This window comes from Bordetella genomosp. 13, from assembly GCF_002119665.1.
Classification (GTDB): Bacteria; Pseudomonadota; Gammaproteobacteria; order Burkholderiales; family Burkholderiaceae_B; genus Bordetella.
This window is the reverse complement of record NZ_CP021111.1, coordinates 4,776,311-4,791,427: the sequence shown is the minus strand read 5'-3', so window position 1 is coordinate 4,791,427 and position 15,117 is coordinate 4,776,311. Positions and strand designations below refer to the sequence as shown.

The window sequence follows — 15,117 nt, the reverse complement described above, 5'->3', positions numbered from 1 at the left end:
TTTTGAGCCTGAGCATAAAAAATATCGATAGTGATCCGCGAATTCAAAACCTTCATCGCGGTGGCTCGCGAAGGCTCCTTCACCGCCGCTGGCCGCCAGCTGGGGCTGACGCAGTCCGCCGTCAGCGCGCAGATACGCCGGCTAGAAGAGCACCTGGGCGTGTCGCTGTTCGACCGCACCGCCAAGTCGGCCGAGCTGAACACGCATGGCCGCGAGATCCTGCCGCAGGCCGAGGCCCTGGTGGCCATGTCCGACCGCATGGTGGGCATGGCCGGGGCGGGGCGCGTCAGCGGCCTGCTGCGCGTGGGCGCCATTGCGTCGGCGCAGCAGGCCCTGCTGGTGCGAGCGATGAAAGGCTTCCGGCAGGCCTATCCCGACGTGCGCGTGCGCGTCGTGCCGGGCGTGTCGCTGAACCTGCTGGGTCAGGTCGATTCGGGCGAGGTCGATCTGGCTGTGATGCTGCGCCCGCCGTTCGCGCTGCCGCCCGAGCTGGGCTGGCAACCCCTGGTGCGCGAGCCGATGGTGCTGGCGGTGTCGCGCGCGCTGCCGCAGGCGCCGTGGCGCCAGCTGCTGTCCACGCAGCCCTTCATCCGCTACGACCGTTCGTCGTTCGGCGGCCGCCTGGTCGATGGATTCCTGAAGAAGCAGCGCCTGACCGTGCACGAGGCGCTGGAACTGGACGAGCTCGATGCCATCGCCAACCTGGTGCGCGAGGGGCTGGGCGTGGCGCTGATGCCGCGCACGCGGCAAATGCTTACGCGCGGACTGCGCCTGCTGGACCTGGGCGAGCCCTCGTTCTGCCGCGAGCTGGGCGTGATCGCCCGCGTGCCGTTCGACCGCGCACCGCTGGCCGCCCACCTGGTGCAGTGCCTGGCGGACGCGGCGCGCTGAACGATTCCGTCGGATCGGCGCGAGCGGGATGCAAGACATGAGCCCGGGCCGGGTTGCGCCCGGGCTTGACTGGCCCTAGAGCCGATCGCAGCGTATCGTGACCGGATGGCTGCACAGCGCGGCCATCACGACGTCGTCCACCTTGCCTTCCACGTCGGTGATGACGTAGCCCACCTGTCCGCGGGTCTGCAGGCTCTGGCTGACGATGTTCAGTCCGTGTTGAGCCATCAGGTTGTCCAGCGCGCCCAGGGCTCCGGGGGCGTTGCGGTGCACGTGCAGGACGCGCGTGCCGCCCATGGGTTCGAGATAGGGCAGTTCGGGGAAGTTGACGGCCGTCTTGGTGGTGCCGGCCTGGATGAAGCGCACCAGTTTCTCGGCGACTTCGCGGCCGATGGCCTCTTGCGATTCCTGTGTGCTGCCGCCGATGTGAGGCGTGAGGATGACGTTGGGCATGCCCACCAGCGGGCTGGACAGCGGCTCGTCCGCGCTTTTTGGTTCGACGGGAAAGACGTCCAGCGCCGCGCCGGCCAGGTGCCCGGACTGCAGCGCGTCGCGCAAAGCCTGCAGGTCGACCACGGTGCCGCGCGAGGCGTTGATGAGAATGGCGCCGCGGCGCATGCGCGCCAGCGTCTCGGCATTCATGATGTTCTCGGTGCTCTTGCCGCCGGGCACGTGCAGGGTGACCACGTCGGACTGCTGCAGCAGTTCGTCCAGCGAGCCGGCCTGGCGCGCGTTGCCCAGCGGCAGCTTGGCCTCGACGTCGAAGAAGGTGACCCGCATGCCCACGGCCTCGGCCAGGGTGCCGATCTGCGAGCCGATGTTGCCGTAACCGATGATGCCCAGCGTCTTGCCGCGCGCCTCGAAGGCGCCGGCGGCGGTCTTGTCCCAGTGGCCGGCGTGCACGCGCGTGTTCTTTTCAGGGATGCGGCGCAGCAGCAGGATCGCCTCGCCCAGCACGAGTTCAGCCACCGAGCGGGTATTCGAGAAGGGGGCGTTGAAGACTGGCACGCCGCGCAACATGGCGGAGTCCAGGTCGACCTGGTTGGTGCCGATGCAGAAGCAGCCCACCACGCGCAGGTCGGGTCCCGACAGCAGTTCGGCATCCAGATGCGTGCGCGAACGGATGCCGACCACTTCGGCGCCGCGCAGGGCGTCGCGCAATTGCGCCGGCGGCAGCGCCGAGGCATGCGTGACGACGTCGGTGTAGCCGGCCGCCTCGAAGACGGCGCGCGCGCTGGGATGGATGTTCTCGAACAGGACGATCTTGGTCATGGCTGCCGGACCTCATGCAGAAGAAATACGACCGTCCATTGTGGCCCAGTTGTGTTGCTGCGGTGCAAGAAGCCATGGAGGCCGTGGGGCGAATGCCCCTGCGGCCGGATGCGAAGGCCGAGGGCGGCCGCCAGGCCGCGCGCTCGCCGCTTCATTGATGATGCGCCCGGGGCGCGATCAGGCCGGCGTCTCGTTGCGCGCCACGCGTTCGGGCGGGAAGCGCAGGGAGAAGGTGCTGCCTTTGCCCGGTTCGCTTTCGATGAACAGCGTCGCGTCGTGGCGCATGGCGATGTGCTTGGTGATGGCCAGGCCCAGGCCCGTGCCGCCCACCGCGCGGGACCGGCCGCGGTCGACGCGGTAGAAGCGCTCGGTGAGGCGCGGGATGTGGCGCGCCGGAATGCCGATGCCGGTGTCCTGCACGCTATAACACGCCGAGCCGTCCTCTTCGGGACGCCAGCGCACGGTGATGCGTCCGCCATCGGGCGTGTAGCGCACCGCGTTCGTCAGCAGGTTGGACACGGCCGACGCTAGTTCGCTGCCGCTGCCCAGCAGATGCAGGTGGGGATCGATGTGCCACTCGAACGTATGGCGTCCGCCCGACAACGCCTCGACCTGCTGGCGGGCGTTCTGCAGGGTCTGCGTCATGTCCACCGCCACAGGGTCGGCGCTGGGCGAGGATTCGAGCGTGGACAGCGTGAGCAGGTCTTCGACGATGGCCTGCATGCGCTGCGCCTGCTCGTGCATCATGCCCACGTACTGGTCGCGCTGCGCGGCGGGCAGCGAGTCGGCCGGCATGTCGCGCAGGGTTTCGAGGAAGCCGGACAGCACCGTCAGGGGCGTGCGCAATTCGTGCGAGACGTTGGCCACGAAGTCGCGGCGGGTGGTCTCGAGCTTCTCGATCTGGGTGACGTCGCGCGAGATCAGCAGGCGCTGGTCGCTGGCGTACGACGTCAGCTGGATCATCATCACGCGTTCCTGGCCGTTCTGCGACAGGCGCAGCAGGATGGGCTCGGGCCAGTCGTTGCTGTGCGCGTAGGCCACGAATTCCGGCGAGCGCAGCAGGTTCAGCAGATTGTGGCCGCGGTCGGCGGGCAGGCGCAGCCCCAGGTGGCGCCGCGCCATGCGGTTGCACCAGTCGATCTGGAAATCTTCGTTGAGCGTGACCACGCCGTCGGGCAGCGCCTGCGCCGCGGCCAGCATGCTCTGCATGGCGTCGCGGGTATCGGCCAGGTCGCGCGCGCGGGCGCGCAGGTGCCGGTACAGCGGCGCGAGGATGTCGTCCCACGCGCCCACCGCGACGGGCGGAGAGGTTTCCGGATGTTGGGCCCAGCGCGCCACCCGCTGCAGCCGCCAGCTGCGCCACAGTACGATGGCGACCATCGCCACGCTGAACAGGATCCAGCCGAAAGGATTGCCCAGCAACCATTCGGCAAGCGCCGAAATGACCGCCCAGAGAGCGATCAGCATCAACGTGCGCAGCCAGATCATCGAGGATCAGCGCGCGGGCAGCTGGGCGGTGAAGCGGTAGCCGCTGCCGCGGACGGTTTCCACGTGGATGTCGTGGCCGCTGGGCTCGAGCGCCTTGCGCAGGCGGCGAATGTGCACGTCGACGGTGCGCTCTTCGACGAAGACGTGGTCGCCCCACACCTGGTCGAGCAGTTGCGAACGCGAGAACACGCGCTCGGGGTGCGTCATGAAGAAGTGCAGCAGGCGGAATTCGGTGGGGCCGATCTGCAGCTGCTGGGCGTTGCCCGACAGGCGGTGCGTGACCGGATCGAGCTTCAGGCCCGCGACGTCGATGATGTCGTCCGTGAGCTGGGGCGCGCGGCGGCGCAGCACGGCCTTGATGCGGGCCATGAGCTCTTTGGGCGAGAACGGCTTGGTGATGTAGTCGTCGGCGCCGGCCTCGAGGCCGTCGACCTTGTCCTGTTCCGAACCCTTGGCCGTCAGCATGATGACGGGCACGGTGCGGGTGCGTTCGTCTTCGCGCAGCTTGCGGGCCAGCGACAGGCCCGAGGTGCCGGGCAGCATCCAGTCGAGCAGAATGAGGTCGGGCAGTTCGGCGCGGATAAGAGTCTGGGCTTGCTCGGCGTCGAAAGCCCGGAGAACCTTGTGTCCGGCGAACGACAGGTTGACGGCGATCAGTTCCTGGATGGCGGGTTCGTCTTCGACAACAAGTATGGTGCTGGACATGTGGGGAGTAACCGATGTGCGCCGGCGCGGCGCGAACGTTGCGATAGTATGGCCAGAATATTTCAGGTATGTGAATCCCTGGCGACATGCAGCTTGCGGCGTGGCGGATCGGCTACCATTGGACCATAACCGGGATCCCTACCATGCAGAACACTTCCTCCCCGTCCGGCGCGCAGGCGTCCGGGCAAGACACGACCCATTTCGGCTTTCAATCCGTCCCTGAAAACGAGAAGGCGCGCAAGGTGGCGGAAGTCTTCCATTCGGTGGCGTCCCGCTACGACGTCATGAACGACCTCATGTCCGGCGGCCTGCATCGCGTCTGGAAGGCTTTCACCATCGGTCGCGCGGCCGTGCGGCCGGGCATGAAAGTGCTGGACATCGCCGGCGGCACGGGCGATCTGGCCCGGGCCTTCGCGCGACGCGCCGGTCCCACGGGCGAGGTCTGGCTGACCGACATCAACGATTCCATGCTGCGCGTGGGGCGCGACCGCTTGGCCGACAGCGGCCTGCTGCTGCCCGTCACCGTGTGCGACGCCGAGCGCCTGCCGTTTCCCGACGGCTATTTCGACCGCGTCAGCGTGGCCTTCGGTCTGCGCAACATGACGCACAAAGACCGGGCGTTGGCCGAGATGACGCGCGTGCTGCGGCCGGGCGGCAAGCTGCTGGTGCTCGAGTTTTCGCGGGTGGCCAAGCCGCTGGCGCCGGCCTACGACTGGTATTCGTTCAACGTGTTGCCGTGGCTGGGCCGGAATGTCGCCAAGGACGAAGCCAGCTACCGCTACCTGGCCGAATCCATCCGCATGCACCCCGACCAGGACACCCTGGCGGGCATGCTGCGCGATGCCGGGCTGGAACGCGTGCAGTACTTCAACCTGACGGCGGGCGTGGCCGCCTTGCACGAGGGCGTGCGCCTGAACTGACCTGCGCGGCCCCGGGAACTTGTAGCGGCCCGCGTTGTCCGTTATTCTAGGTTTATTCAGTTTTCTGTAAGAAACTGGTTCGTAAGACAGAAGCGCCGGCCGCTTTGGCCCGTCTGGTCCTCCTGCGGGGGAGGGCGGCGCGCCTCGAGGAGCACATTAGAAATGTCCCGACTTTCCTTTTCCCGATTCATCGCCGCGGCGCTGGTCGCCGTCTCGGGCGCCACGTTGCTCGTGACGTCCTTCGACGCCGAAGCGCGCCGCGCGGGCGGCGGCAGCAGCGTGGGCCGCCAATCCTCCAACGTCACGCAGCAGCGCCAGGCGACCACGCCTCCGTCCGCTGCCAGCAACACCACGGCCGCCGGCAGCACCGCGGCCACGGGCGCGGCCGCCGCCGGCTCCACGGCCGCGGCTGCGGGCGCTCGCAGCGGCGCGTCGCGCTGGCTCGGCCCCATCGCCGGCCTGGCCATCGGCCTGGGCCTGGCGGGCCTGCTGTCGTCGCTGGGCCTGTCCGGCGCCTTCGCCGAGTTCATGGCCAGCATGCTGCTGATCGCCCTGGTGGTGTTCGCCGTCATCTTCATCGTGCGCCGCCTGCGTGGCGCCAGCCAGTCGCGCCATGCGTTCCAGGGCGCGGGCAACGGCGCGGGCAACGCCAACTACCGCGACAACGCCCGCGCGCAGCCCATGCATCGCGAAGCGCTGCGTCCGGCCCCGGCCCAGCCGGCGGCTGCTCCTGCCGCAGCCGCGCTGCCCAAGGCCGGCGAGGATGGCAACTGGTTCATCCCGGGCGACTTCGACACCCCGCGCTTCCTGCAGCAGGCCAAGGAACAGTTCACCAACATCCAGGCTCTGTGGGATACCGGCGACGTCAGCCGCCTGCGCGAGTACCTGACCGATGACCTGATCACCGAACTGAAGCCGCAGCTCGAGGCCCGCGCCGGTGCGCCCAACAAGACGGAAGTCGTGCTGCTGAACGCGGAGATGCTGGGTATCGAAACCGTCTCCGACGGTCACCTGGCCAGCGTGCGCTTCTCCGGCATGCTGCGCGAAGACCCCACCGCCGAAGCCTTCCGCTTCGAGGAAGTGTGGAACCTGTTCAAGCCGGCGCAAGGCGGCTGGCTGCTGGCGGGTATCCAGCAGATCCCGGTCGAGTACGCCAGCTAAGCTTCACGCTGGTTCCCGCGGTATCCGAACCGGCCCACGCGGCCGGTTTTTCATGCGCATCGTGGGTGCAGCGAACCCGGTAAACTGCCAGTTTGCTCATCGCCCGGCCGTCGCGGCGGCCATCCGTATGGACTTCATGTCGCTTCCTTCCGCCTTGCCTACTCCTGCGCGCCTGGCCGCGGGCGCGCTCAATGCCCTGCTGGGGCGAGAGCCCTGGGCGCGCGAGCGCCTGTCGCGGCACGCCGGCAAGACCGTGCGCTTCGCGCTGGCAGGGCAGGTCCTGTCGCTCACCATCGACAGCCAAGGGGCCGTCTCGTCCGCCGACCAGGCCATCGTGCCCGACGTCACGCTGACGCTGCAGTCCGACAGGCTGCGGCCCGACCGCCTGCTGGGCGGCAAGCCGGACTTTGCCGAGGTCACGCACATCTCGGGCGATGCCGCGCTGGCGCAGACGGTGGCCGAGCTGGCGCGCGACCTGCGCTGGGATGCCGAGAGCGACCTGGCGCGCGTCGTGGGCGACATTCCCGCCACGCGGCTGGCATCGGGCGCGCGCGCGCTGGCCAACGGCCTGCGCACGGCCGGCCAGCGCCTTGCGGCCAATGTCTCCGAATACCTCACCGAAGAGCAGCCCATGCTGGCGGGCAAGCCTTTGCTGGAGCAATGGCGGCACGACCTGGCGGCCCTGCAATCGGATGCGGATGCGCTGCAGCGCCGCATCGCGGAACTGAACGCGCGGCTGGCGCGGCTGACGGCCAAGCGGAGCGCATGACGCCATGCTGATCCTGCCGCGGCTGCTTCGCATCCTCTTCGTGGCTTTCCGCTACGGCCTGGACGAACTGGTGTTGTCCAGCCTCAATCATCCGGTGGCTACCGCGCTGCTGCGCGTCATCCGCCTGGGCACGCGCCCGCGCGCGCCGCGCGGCATGCGCCTGCGCCAGGCGCTCGAGTCGCTGGGGCCGGTGTTCGTCAAGTTCGGACAGGTGCTGTCCACGCGCCGCGACCTGATTCCCACCGACATCGCCAACGAACTGGCGCTGCTGCAGGACCGCGTGCCGCCATTCCCCTCGGCGCAGGCGGCCGCCAGCATCGAGGCCGCGCTGGGCGCGCCGCCGCACGAGCTGTTCGCCCACTTCGAGATCGATCCGGTGGCCTCCGCCTCCATCGCTCAGGTGCATTTCGCGGTGCTGCGCGACGGCCGCGAGGTGGCCGTGAAGGTCCTGCGTCCCGGCATCCTGGGCCTCATCGAGAAGGACATGGCGCTGCTGCGCGTGGTGGCCGGCATCATCGAGCGCCTGGGGCCCGATGGCCGCCGTCTCAAGCCGCGCGAAGTCGTGGGCGAGTTCGACAAATACCTGCACGACGAACTGGACCTGGTGCGCGAGGCCTCGAACTGCAGCCAGCTGCGCCGCAACTTCGGTCCCGAGACGGGCCGCGGCGACGTGCTGATCGTGCCCGAAGTGATGTGGGAGTACACCGCCAGCACGGTCTTCACCATGCAGCGCATGCATGGCATTCCGGTCGGGCAGGTAGACCGCCTGCGCGCGGCCGGCATCGACATCAAGACGCTGGCGCGCAGCGGAGTCGAGATATTCTTCACGCAGGTGTTCACCGACGGCTTCTTCCATGCCGACATGCATCCTGGCAACATCTACGTGTCGGACGACCCGCAGACGCTCGGCCGCTACATCGCGCTGGATTTCGGCATCGTCGGATCGCTGTCCGAGTTCGACAAGAACTATCTCGCGCAGAATTTCCTGGCCTTCTTCCACCGCGACTACCGGCGCGTGGCGCAGCTGCACATCGAGTCGGGCTGGGTGCCCGCCGATACCCGCGAAGAAGAGCTCGAGGGTGCCGTGCGGGCGGTATGCGAACCGTACTTCGACCGGCCGCTGTCGGAGATCTCGCTGGGCCAGGTGCTGCTGCGGCTGTTCCAGACCTCGCGGCGCTTCAATGTCGAAATCCAGCCGCAACTGGTATTGTTGCAAAAGACCCTGCTGAACGTGGAAGGGCTGGGCCGCCAGTTGGATCCTGACCTGGATCTGTGGAAAACGGCCAAGCCCTATCTCGAACGCTGGATGCGCCAGCGCATCGGACTGGACGGACTGCGCAAGAAGCTGTCCAAGGAAGCCGGGCAATGGTCGCAGATGTTGCCGGAACTGCCCCGCCTGGTGCATGACCGGCTCAGCAGGCCCGACGTCGGTCCGGAATTGTTGCGAGAGACGCAACGGTTGCGCCGGGCCCAGGAAGACGGCAACCGCCTTCTGGCGGCGCTGACGGCGGTTCTGGCCGTAGCGGTCGCCGTGGCGATCTGGGCGCTGACACGATGACACTCAGCGCAGGAGACGTTCCGTCATGGTTTTGTCATTAAACTGTCATTACAGTTTCTCGTAACGCGGCGATAAATGAACCTTATTAAGATCGCCTTGTGTACGGTGCGCCGTCGGTGCGTCCGTATGCACCGAGCGGCGCAGAGCCCACACTGAGAGCGGAAACCCAAGAAAGGGCCCATCATGCTTTATCCTGAACTTTTCAAGACCATGGAAGCCGTCCGGTGGAACATGGCTTCCGACATCCCCTGGGGCGACTTCGACCGCAGCAAGCTGACCGAAGACCAGGCGCAGACCATCAAGATGAACGCCATCACCGAGTGGGCGGCACTGCCGGCCACCGAGATGTTCCTGCGCGACAACCGTGGCGACAGTGATTTCTGCGCCTTCATGTCCGTCTGGTTTTTCGAAGAGCAGAAGCACTCGCTGGTATTGATCGAATACCTGCGCCGCTTCCGGCCAGACCTGGTCCCGACCGAAGAAGAACTGCACAAGGTGCGCTTCGAGTTCGACCCGGCTCCCGAGCTGGAAACGCTGATGCTGCACTTCTGCGGCGAGATTCGTCTGAACCACTGGTACCGCTGCGCGGCCGACTGGCACACCGAGCCCGTCATCAAGGCCATCTACAAGACCATCGCGCAGGACGAGGCGCGCCACGCCGGCGCCTATCTTCAGTACATGCGCCGTGCGCTGCATGACCGCGGCGAGTCGGTCAGCGTCAGCGCGCGCCAATCGTTCGCCAAGATCGGCGTGCTGATGGCCTCGGCCAGCCGCACCGCCCAGGCCATGCACCCGACCAACCTGCACGTGAACAAGGCGCTGTTCCCCAACGACACCGTGCAGTCGCGCCTGCCCGAGCCGGGCTGGCTCGAGCGCTGGCTGGACACCCAGATCCGTTTCGACAACGGCTGGGAGAACCGCGTGGCCAGCCGCATCCTGCACATCATGTCGAAGCTGCTGGACCGCAACTTCGAAACGGTGAAGGACCTGAACCGCTACCGCAAGGAAGTCATGGCGCGCATGCCCGGCGGCGGCAAGGACGAAAGCGACAGCGGCATCATCCTGGCCAGCTGATGCGCCATACGCCGCTGCCGCGTCCGTGGACGCGCGCAGCCGCGTAGAATGCGGGCATGCCTGCTCGCTTCGACTCCAAGATACTGTCGCGCGAGGCCGCCATCGCGGCCGCCGCGCATCTGCCCCGTCCGCTGGTATTCACCAACGGGGTGTTCGACATCCTGCATCGCGGCCACGCCACCTATCTCGATCAGGCCGCCCAGCTGGGGGCCACGCTCATCGTGGCGGTGAATACGGACGAGTCGGTGCGCCGGCTCGGCAAGGGCAGCGAGCGCCCGCTGAACCGGGCCGAAGACCGCGCCGCGCTGCTGGCCGCGCTGGGATGCGTCGACCTGGTGACCTCGTTCCACGAGGACACCCCCGAAGCGCTGATCGGCGAACTGCGGCCCGACATCATCGTCAAGGGCGGCGACTACGACATGGCAAAACTGCCCGAGACGCGCCTGGTGCAGACCTGGGGCGGCAAGGCCGTGGCCATCCCCTTCGAGCACGAGCGCTCGACCACCGCCTTGGTGAAAAAGATCCGCCAGCAGGATTGAGAGAGGCGCGGCGTCCCTCAGAGCGCGGGCAGGCGCAGCAGCCGGTTCACCGCGTCCAGGTCGGATTCGCTGAGGATGCCGCTCGCCGCTTTCAGGCGCAGGCCGTCCAGCAGCGTGCCGTAGCGTGCCTGTGCCAGATCGCGCTGCGTGGCGTAGAGCTGCTGCTGGGCATCCAGCACGTCCTGGTTGATGCGCACGCCCACTTCGTACCCGATGCGGTTGGCCTGCACGGCGTCGCGGCTGGAGCGCTCGCCCGCCTCGAGCGCGCGGATGCGTGCCAGCCCCGATGTGACGCCGCTGTAGTAGCGGCGGGCGGACTGCACCGCCTGGCGTCGCGATGCCAGGTAGTCCTGGCGGGCCTTCTGCTCTAGCTGCACCCGTTCGGTCACCTGGGACGAGACGCCTCCACCCGAGTAGAGCGGAATCGACACCACGACGCCGATGCTGTTGTCGATGGGCCGGCCGGGGGCGCTGCTGCCCTCGCGCATGCGCGCGTCCGAGGCGCTGCCGCTGCTGGCGCGCAGGTTCACCGACGGGTAATGGCCGCTGCGCGCGATCTGGATGTCGTGGCTGGCGATGCGCGTCTGCAGCTGCGCGCGCAGCACTTCGATGCCGGACGACTCGGCCTGGCTGGACCATTCTTCCATGCGCGCGGGCTGGGGGGCGGGCAGGGCGATGCCGGAAGGCAGTTCCGCCAGCGCGCCAGGCTGCTCGCCGATGATCTGCGCCAATTCGTCGCGGCGCACCTCGAGCGCGTTCTGCTGCTCCAGTTCCTGTGCCACGATCAGGTCGTAGCGGGCGCGCGCCTCGTAGCTGTCGGCGATGGTGGAGTTGCCCAGTTCGAAATTGCGCTGCGCGGCCGCCAGCTGCTCGGACACGGCGGCCTTTTCGGCCTCGGTGGCGGACAAGGTGTCCTGCGCGGCCAGCACGTTGAAATAGGCGTTGGCCACCCGCAGCAGCAGGTCCTGGAAGGACTGCTGCAGCAGCAGTTCGGCGTCGGCCACTTGCAGCTGCGACTGCTCGTAGCGCTGCCAGCGGCTCCAGTCGAACAGGGGCTGGGACAGCACCAGCGCCCAGGTGCCGCGCGTGCCGTCATAAGCCGTGAAGCCGCGGGTGGAGTGCGTGGATTCGTATGCGCCGCCCACTTCGGCGCTGATGGCCGGCAGCAGGCCGGCACGCGCCTGCGGCAATTGCTCGAGGCCCGCGCGGTAGGCCGCGCGCGCCGAGGCGTAGACGGGATCGCTGGACAGGGCCTGGCGCCAGATCTGCATCAGGTCCTGCGCGCGGGCGCCTTCGCTGGCGGCGCCGCATGTCAGCAGGATGGCCGCGAGCGTGAAGGCGCGCATGCGTCAGAACTTGAACTGCGACACGGCGGTGCCGCGCAGCGGCTTGACCATGGTCTCGAACAGGTTGACGGTTTCGAAGCTGGCGGCGGTGGTGCGGGTGATGCGACAGGCGGTCATCACGGGGGCTTGCCCGACCACGACGACCATGCGGCCGCCCACGCGCAGCTGGTACTTCAGCGCGTCGGGCACCGAGGGCACCGACCCGGTGACCAGGATGGCGTCGAACTCGGTGGAGCCCCAGCCGTTGCGGCCGTCGCCCGTTTCGACCTTGACGTTGGTGACGTTGTTCAGCTGCAGGTTCTGCTGCGCGAAGGCCACCAGGCGGCTGTCGATCTCGACCGAGGTGACCTGCTGGGCCAGGTGGCCCAGCAGGGCGGCCTGGTAGCCCGAGCCGGTGCCGATCTCGAGCACGCAGTCGGTGGGCTGCAGGCGCAGCTCCTGGGCCAGGCGGGCTTCCACCTTGGGCGGCAGCATGGTTTCGCGCGTGTCCACCGCGTTGATCTCGAGGGGGATCTCGATGTCGGAAAACGCCAGGGCGCGCAGCGCCGGCGGCACGAACTGTTCGCGGCGGACGGCGAACAGGGCATCGAGAACCTTGGAGTCGAGGACGTCCCAGGGGCGGATCTGCTGTTCCACCATGTTGAAGCGGGCGCGTTCTACGTCGGGCAGGGTTGAGGCGTTCATGACTGTGAGGCTTGAAACCGGGGGTGAATATCGCGGGCCATTGTAGTACCGGCCGGCTTGCCGTTACCACCACCCGTGGAAATGGTGCACCGGACCGTGGCCCGAGCCGGCGTCCAGGCGGTCGGCGTGGCGGATGGCCTCGCTGAGATAAGCCTTGGCGCGGCGGGCCGCGTCGGGCACGTCCGGGCACTGCGGCAACAGCGCGGCCAGGGCGGCCGACAGGGTGCAGCCGGTGCCGTGGGTATTGCGCGTGTCCAGGCGATGCGCCGTCAGTTCGATCATGCGGTCGCCGTCGTGCAGCAGGTCGATGGCGTCCTCGCCGGGCAGGTGGCCGCCCTTGAGCATCACCCAGCGGTGCCCGGAATGGGCCATGCGATTGCGCAGCCGTTCGGCCACGCGCCGCATCTCCTTCAGGGTTTCCACCGGACGCTCTTCGAGCAGCACGCCCGCCTCGGGCAGGTTGGGCGTGAGCAGGGTGGTAAGCGGCAGCAGCGCCTCGCGCATGGCGCCGACGGCTTCGCGCTCTAGCAGCAGGTCGCCGCTCTTGGCCACCATGACGGGATCCACCACCAGGTGCGGAGGGTTCCAGTGGGCCAGCCGCTCGGCCACGGCCGTGATGACGGGCTGCTGGCCCAGCATGCCTATCTTCACCGCGTCGATGCGCACGTCCGCGAACAGCGTGTCGATCTGCTGCGCCACGAAGGCGGCCGGCACCGCCGAGATGCCGGTGACGCCTTGCGTGTTCTGGGCGGTGAGGGCGGCGACCACGGCGCAGCCATAGGCGCCCAGGGCGCTCATGGTCTTGACGTCGGCCAGTACGCCGGCCCCGCCGGAGGGATCCACGCCGGCGATGGACAGCGCGTTCGGAATGCGCTTGGGCGAGTTCATTGCTTGGTCGACTTGGCGCTGATCAGCCCTTCGGTGGGCGAACTGGGAATGGCGCTGTAGAGCTTCCTGGGCATGCGTCCGGCCAGGAAGGCGTCGCGGCCCGCTTCGATGGCCTTCTTCATGGCGCCGGCCATGCGCACCGGGTCCTGCGCATGGGCAATGGCGCTGTTCATCAGCACGCCGTCGCAGCCCAGCTCCATGGCGATGGCCGCGTCGGATGCCGTGCCCACGCCCGCGTCCACCAGCACCGGCACGCGCGCCTGGTCGATGATGAGGCGCAGGTTCCAGGGATTGAGGATGCCCATGCCGGAACCGATGAGCGAGGCCAGCGGCATGATGGCGACGGCGCCCAGGTCTTCGAGCATGCGCGCCTGGATGGGGTCGTCCGCGCAATACACCATGACCTTGAAGCCCTCGTCCACCAGGGTCTTGGTGGCCTTCAGGGTCTCGGGCATGTTGGGGAACAGGGTCTGCGGATCGCCCAGCACTTCCAGCTTGACCAGGTCGTGGCCGTCCAGCAGTTCGCGCGCCAGGCGCAGCGTGCGCACGGCATCGTCGGCGGTGAAGCAGCCGGCCGTATTGGGCAGCAGCGTGAACTTCGAGGGCGGCACGTAATCCAGCAGGTTCGGCTCGCCCGGGTTCTGGCCCAGGTTGGTGCGGCGGATGGCCACGGTGACGATCTGCGCGCCGCTGGCATCCAGCGCGGCACGGGTCTGTTCGAAGTCCTTGTACTTGCCGGTGCCCACGATGAGGCGCGAGGCGTACTCGCGGCCGGCGATGGAGAGAGTGTCTGCGGTGGTCATGGTGCGCAAAAGGGGCGCGGCGGCCTGGCGTAGGCGGCCGGCGCGCTTCGGTTCAGTAGTCCTCCATCATAGACCACCGCGCCACGACCGGCCGCTACGGGCGGATCGCGTCGAGCTGCGCGCACAGTTGCTCGGCGGCGTCCACCAGCCGGCCCGTGGGCCGGTACAGGGCGTCCGCATCCAGGGTGTACAAGTGCCCGCGCTGCGCGGCGGCGCTGCCGGTGCCCTGCCACATGCGCCGCAGTTCGGCGGCCTCGGCGGCGTCGGATGCGCCCGCCACGATGGCATCCGGACGGCGCGCCAGCACGCTTTCCACGGAAACCTGCAGCGCCGCGCGCGCCTGGTCGGCGAACACGTTGACGGCGCCGCAGCGGCGCAGCACGTCGCCGATGATGCCGGCGTCGCCCAGCGCGTACAGCGGGTTGGCGCCCGCCTGCACGAAAACGCGCAGCGGCGCGCGGGTTGCGTAGCGTCGAGTCAGCGCGTCCAGGCGCTCGCGCAGGTCCTGCGCGCGGCGGTTCGCGACGTCCTGCGTGCCGAACAGCGCGCCGAATCGCTCCAGCGCGATGGGGATGTCGTCCAGCGTTCGCGGGTCGCTGTAGTAAACGGGAAGCGCGTGGGCCTGCAGCACGGGGGCCAGCGTGCGCAGCGCGCCGGCTTGCCAGGCTATCAGCAGGTCCGGGCGCAGTGCCGCGACGCGCTCGGGGTCGGGACGCAGGCCGTCGCCCACCTGCGGCAGCAAGTGCGCTTCCGGAGGATAGTCGCTGCCCGGTACGGAGCCGACCACGTAGGCGCCCGCGCCGGCCTCGTACGCCAATTCGACGGCGTGCGGAGCGAGCACGACGGCCCGCCTGGCGGGGGCGGGCAGTTCGACCGTGTGGCCGGCGTCGTCGCGGACGTGAATCGGGGCGGCGTTCTGCGGCGCTGCGGATGCCGGTTGCGCGGGATGGGCGGACGCGGGGTCACTGCCGGCCAGCCCGAGGGACGAGCAAAGCGCGGCCGCCGCGGCCGCCGCCCAG

General features: G+C 68.5%; 15 protein-coding genes. 7 read left to right on the top strand and 8 right to left on the bottom strand.

Annotated features, from left to right (window positions below; translation table 11 throughout):
* The first annotated feature begins 30 nt into the window (after nt 1-30).
* A complete protein-coding gene (locus CAL15_RS21590; protein WP_086080370.1) occupies nt 31-891 on the top strand; it encodes a LysR family transcriptional regulator in 861 nt (286 codons plus the stop codon).
* Nucleotides 892-966: 75 nt separating this feature from the next.
* Here CAL15_RS21590 and serA read toward each other — a convergent pair whose 3' ends face one another.
* From serA to phoB, 3 genes are all read right to left on the bottom strand, one after another.
* Nucleotides 967-2,163 carry a phosphoglycerate dehydrogenase gene (serA, locus tag CAL15_RS21585; RefSeq protein ID WP_086080369.1) on the bottom strand — a complete coding sequence of 399 codons (1,197 nt, stop codon included), beginning with the start codon at nt 2,161-2,163 and terminating at the stop codon, nt 967-969.
* A gap of 177 nt (nt 2,164-2,340) precedes the next feature.
* Nucleotides 2,341-3,651, bottom strand: a complete 1,311-nt coding sequence (gene phoR, locus CAL15_RS21580; protein WP_086080368.1) for a phosphate regulon sensor histidine kinase PhoR — start codon at nt 3,649-3,651, stop codon at nt 2,341-2,343.
* A gap of 6 nt (nt 3,652-3,657) precedes the next feature.
* The gene (gene phoB / locus CAL15_RS21575; protein WP_086080367.1) at nt 3,658-4,356 is read right to left on the bottom strand and encodes a phosphate regulon transcriptional regulator PhoB; all 699 of its coding nucleotides are present in this window, start codon (nt 4,354-4,356) and stop codon (nt 3,658-3,660) included.
* A gap of 143 nt (nt 4,357-4,499) precedes the next feature.
* On the opposite strand from phoB, the gene ubiE reads away from it, so the two are divergent.
* The 6 genes from ubiE (at nt 4,500) to rfaE2 (ending at nt 10,377) form a co-directional block, all read left to right on the top strand.
* Nucleotides 4,500-5,276 (top strand): bifunctional demethylmenaquinone methyltransferase/2-methoxy-6-polyprenyl-1,4-benzoquinol methylase UbiE, encoded by a 777-nt coding sequence (ubiE, locus tag CAL15_RS21570; RefSeq protein WP_086080366.1) that lies wholly within the window; start codon nt 4,500-4,502, stop codon nt 5,274-5,276.
* 162 nt (nt 5,277-5,438) lie between these two features.
* Entirely contained in the window at nt 5,439-6,437 is a 999-nt protein-coding gene (locus CAL15_RS21565; protein WP_086080365.1) for a Tim44 domain-containing protein, read from the top strand.
* Nucleotides 6,438-6,573: 136 nt separating this feature from the next.
* A complete protein-coding gene (locus tag CAL15_RS21560) occupies nt 6,574-7,206 on the top strand; it encodes a ubiquinone biosynthesis accessory factor UbiJ (protein ID WP_086081234.1) in 633 nt (210 codons plus the stop codon).
* A 4-nt stretch (nt 7,207-7,210) separates the two neighbouring features.
* On the top strand, nt 7,211-8,764 hold the full coding sequence (gene ubiB / locus CAL15_RS21555) for a ubiquinone biosynthesis regulatory protein kinase UbiB (protein WP_086080364.1): 1,554 nt from the start codon (nt 7,211-7,213) through the stop codon (nt 8,762-8,764).
* Nucleotides 8,765-8,947: 183 nt separating this feature from the next.
* On the top strand, nt 8,948-9,838 hold the full coding sequence (locus tag CAL15_RS21550) for a ferritin (protein WP_086080363.1): 891 nt from the start codon (nt 8,948-8,950) through the stop codon (nt 9,836-9,838).
* Nucleotides 9,839-9,894: 56 nt separating this feature from the next.
* Nucleotides 9,895-10,377 (top strand): D-glycero-beta-D-manno-heptose 1-phosphate adenylyltransferase, encoded by a 483-nt coding sequence (gene rfaE2 / locus CAL15_RS21545; RefSeq protein WP_086080362.1) that lies wholly within the window; start codon nt 9,895-9,897, stop codon nt 10,375-10,377.
* Nucleotides 10,378-10,394: 17 nt separating this feature from the next.
* On the opposite strand, the gene CAL15_RS21540 is transcribed toward rfaE2, so the two are convergent.
* The 5 genes from CAL15_RS21540 to CAL15_RS21520 all read right to left on the bottom strand — a co-directional run bounded on the left by CAL15_RS21540 (nt 10,395) and on the right by CAL15_RS21520 (nt 15,074).
* Complete coding sequence (locus CAL15_RS21540; protein ID WP_086080361.1) at nt 10,395-11,723, bottom strand: TolC family outer membrane protein; 1,329 nt, start codon at nt 11,721-11,723, stop codon at nt 10,395-10,397.
* A gap of 3 nt (nt 11,724-11,726) precedes the next feature.
* Entirely contained in the window at nt 11,727-12,407 is a 681-nt protein-coding gene (locus CAL15_RS21535; RefSeq protein WP_086080360.1) for a protein-L-isoaspartate O-methyltransferase family protein, read from the bottom strand.
* A 63-nt stretch (nt 12,408-12,470) separates the two neighbouring features.
* Nucleotides 12,471-13,295, bottom strand: coding sequence for a bifunctional hydroxymethylpyrimidine kinase/phosphomethylpyrimidine kinase (thiD, locus tag CAL15_RS21530; RefSeq protein ID WP_086080359.1), 825 nt, complete (start codon nt 13,293-13,295; stop codon nt 12,471-12,473).
* Complete coding sequence (locus CAL15_RS21525) at nt 13,292-14,098, bottom strand: thiazole synthase (protein WP_086081233.1); 807 nt, start codon at nt 14,096-14,098, stop codon at nt 13,292-13,294. Before CAL15_RS21525 ends, thiD begins: the two co-directional genes overlap by 4 nt.
* A gap of 94 nt (nt 14,099-14,192) precedes the next feature.
* Nucleotides 14,193-15,074, bottom strand: a complete 882-nt coding sequence (locus CAL15_RS21520; protein WP_157666745.1) for a cobalamin-binding protein — start codon at nt 15,072-15,074, stop codon at nt 14,193-14,195.
* Nucleotides 15,075-15,117: the final 43 nt, after the last annotated feature.

Bases quoted from the DNA above. Each gene is read 5' to 3' on its own strand.
- serA (WP_086080369.1), bottom strand. From the start codon at position 2,163: ATGACCAAGATCGTCCTGTTCGAGAACATCCATCCCAGCGCGCGCGCC.
- phoR (WP_086080368.1), bottom strand. From the start codon at position 3,651: ATGATCTGGCTGCGCACGTTGATGCTGATCGCTCTCTGGGCGGTCATT.
- phoB (WP_086080367.1), bottom strand. From the start codon at position 4,356: ATGTCCAGCACCATACTTGTTGTCGAAGACGAACCCGCCATCCAGGAA.
- ubiE (WP_086080366.1), top strand. From the start codon at position 4,500: ATGCAGAACACTTCCTCCCCGTCCGGCGCGCAGGCGTCCGGGCAAGAC.
- CAL15_RS21565 (WP_086080365.1), top strand. From the start codon at position 5,439: ATGTCCCGACTTTCCTTTTCCCGATTCATCGCCGCGGCGCTGGTCGCC.
- CAL15_RS21560 (WP_086081234.1), top strand. From the start codon at position 6,574: ATGTCGCTTCCTTCCGCCTTGCCTACTCCTGCGCGCCTGGCCGCGGGC.
- ubiB (WP_086080364.1), top strand. From the start codon at position 7,211: ATGCTGATCCTGCCGCGGCTGCTTCGCATCCTCTTCGTGGCTTTCCGC.
- CAL15_RS21550 (WP_086080363.1), top strand. From the start codon at position 8,948: ATGCTTTATCCTGAACTTTTCAAGACCATGGAAGCCGTCCGGTGGAAC.
- rfaE2 (WP_086080362.1), top strand. From the start codon at position 9,895: ATGCCTGCTCGCTTCGACTCCAAGATACTGTCGCGCGAGGCCGCCATC.
- CAL15_RS21540 (WP_086080361.1), bottom strand. From the start codon at position 11,723: ATGCGCGCCTTCACGCTCGCGGCCATCCTGCTGACATGCGGCGCCGCC.
- CAL15_RS21535 (WP_086080360.1), bottom strand. From the start codon at position 12,407: ATGAACGCCTCAACCCTGCCCGACGTAGAACGCGCCCGCTTCAACATG.
- thiD (WP_086080359.1), bottom strand. From the start codon at position 13,295: ATGAACTCGCCCAAGCGCATTCCGAACGCGCTGTCCATCGCCGGCGTG.
- CAL15_RS21525 (WP_086081233.1), bottom strand. From the start codon at position 14,098: ATGACCACCGCAGACACTCTCTCCATCGCCGGCCGCGAGTACGCCTCG.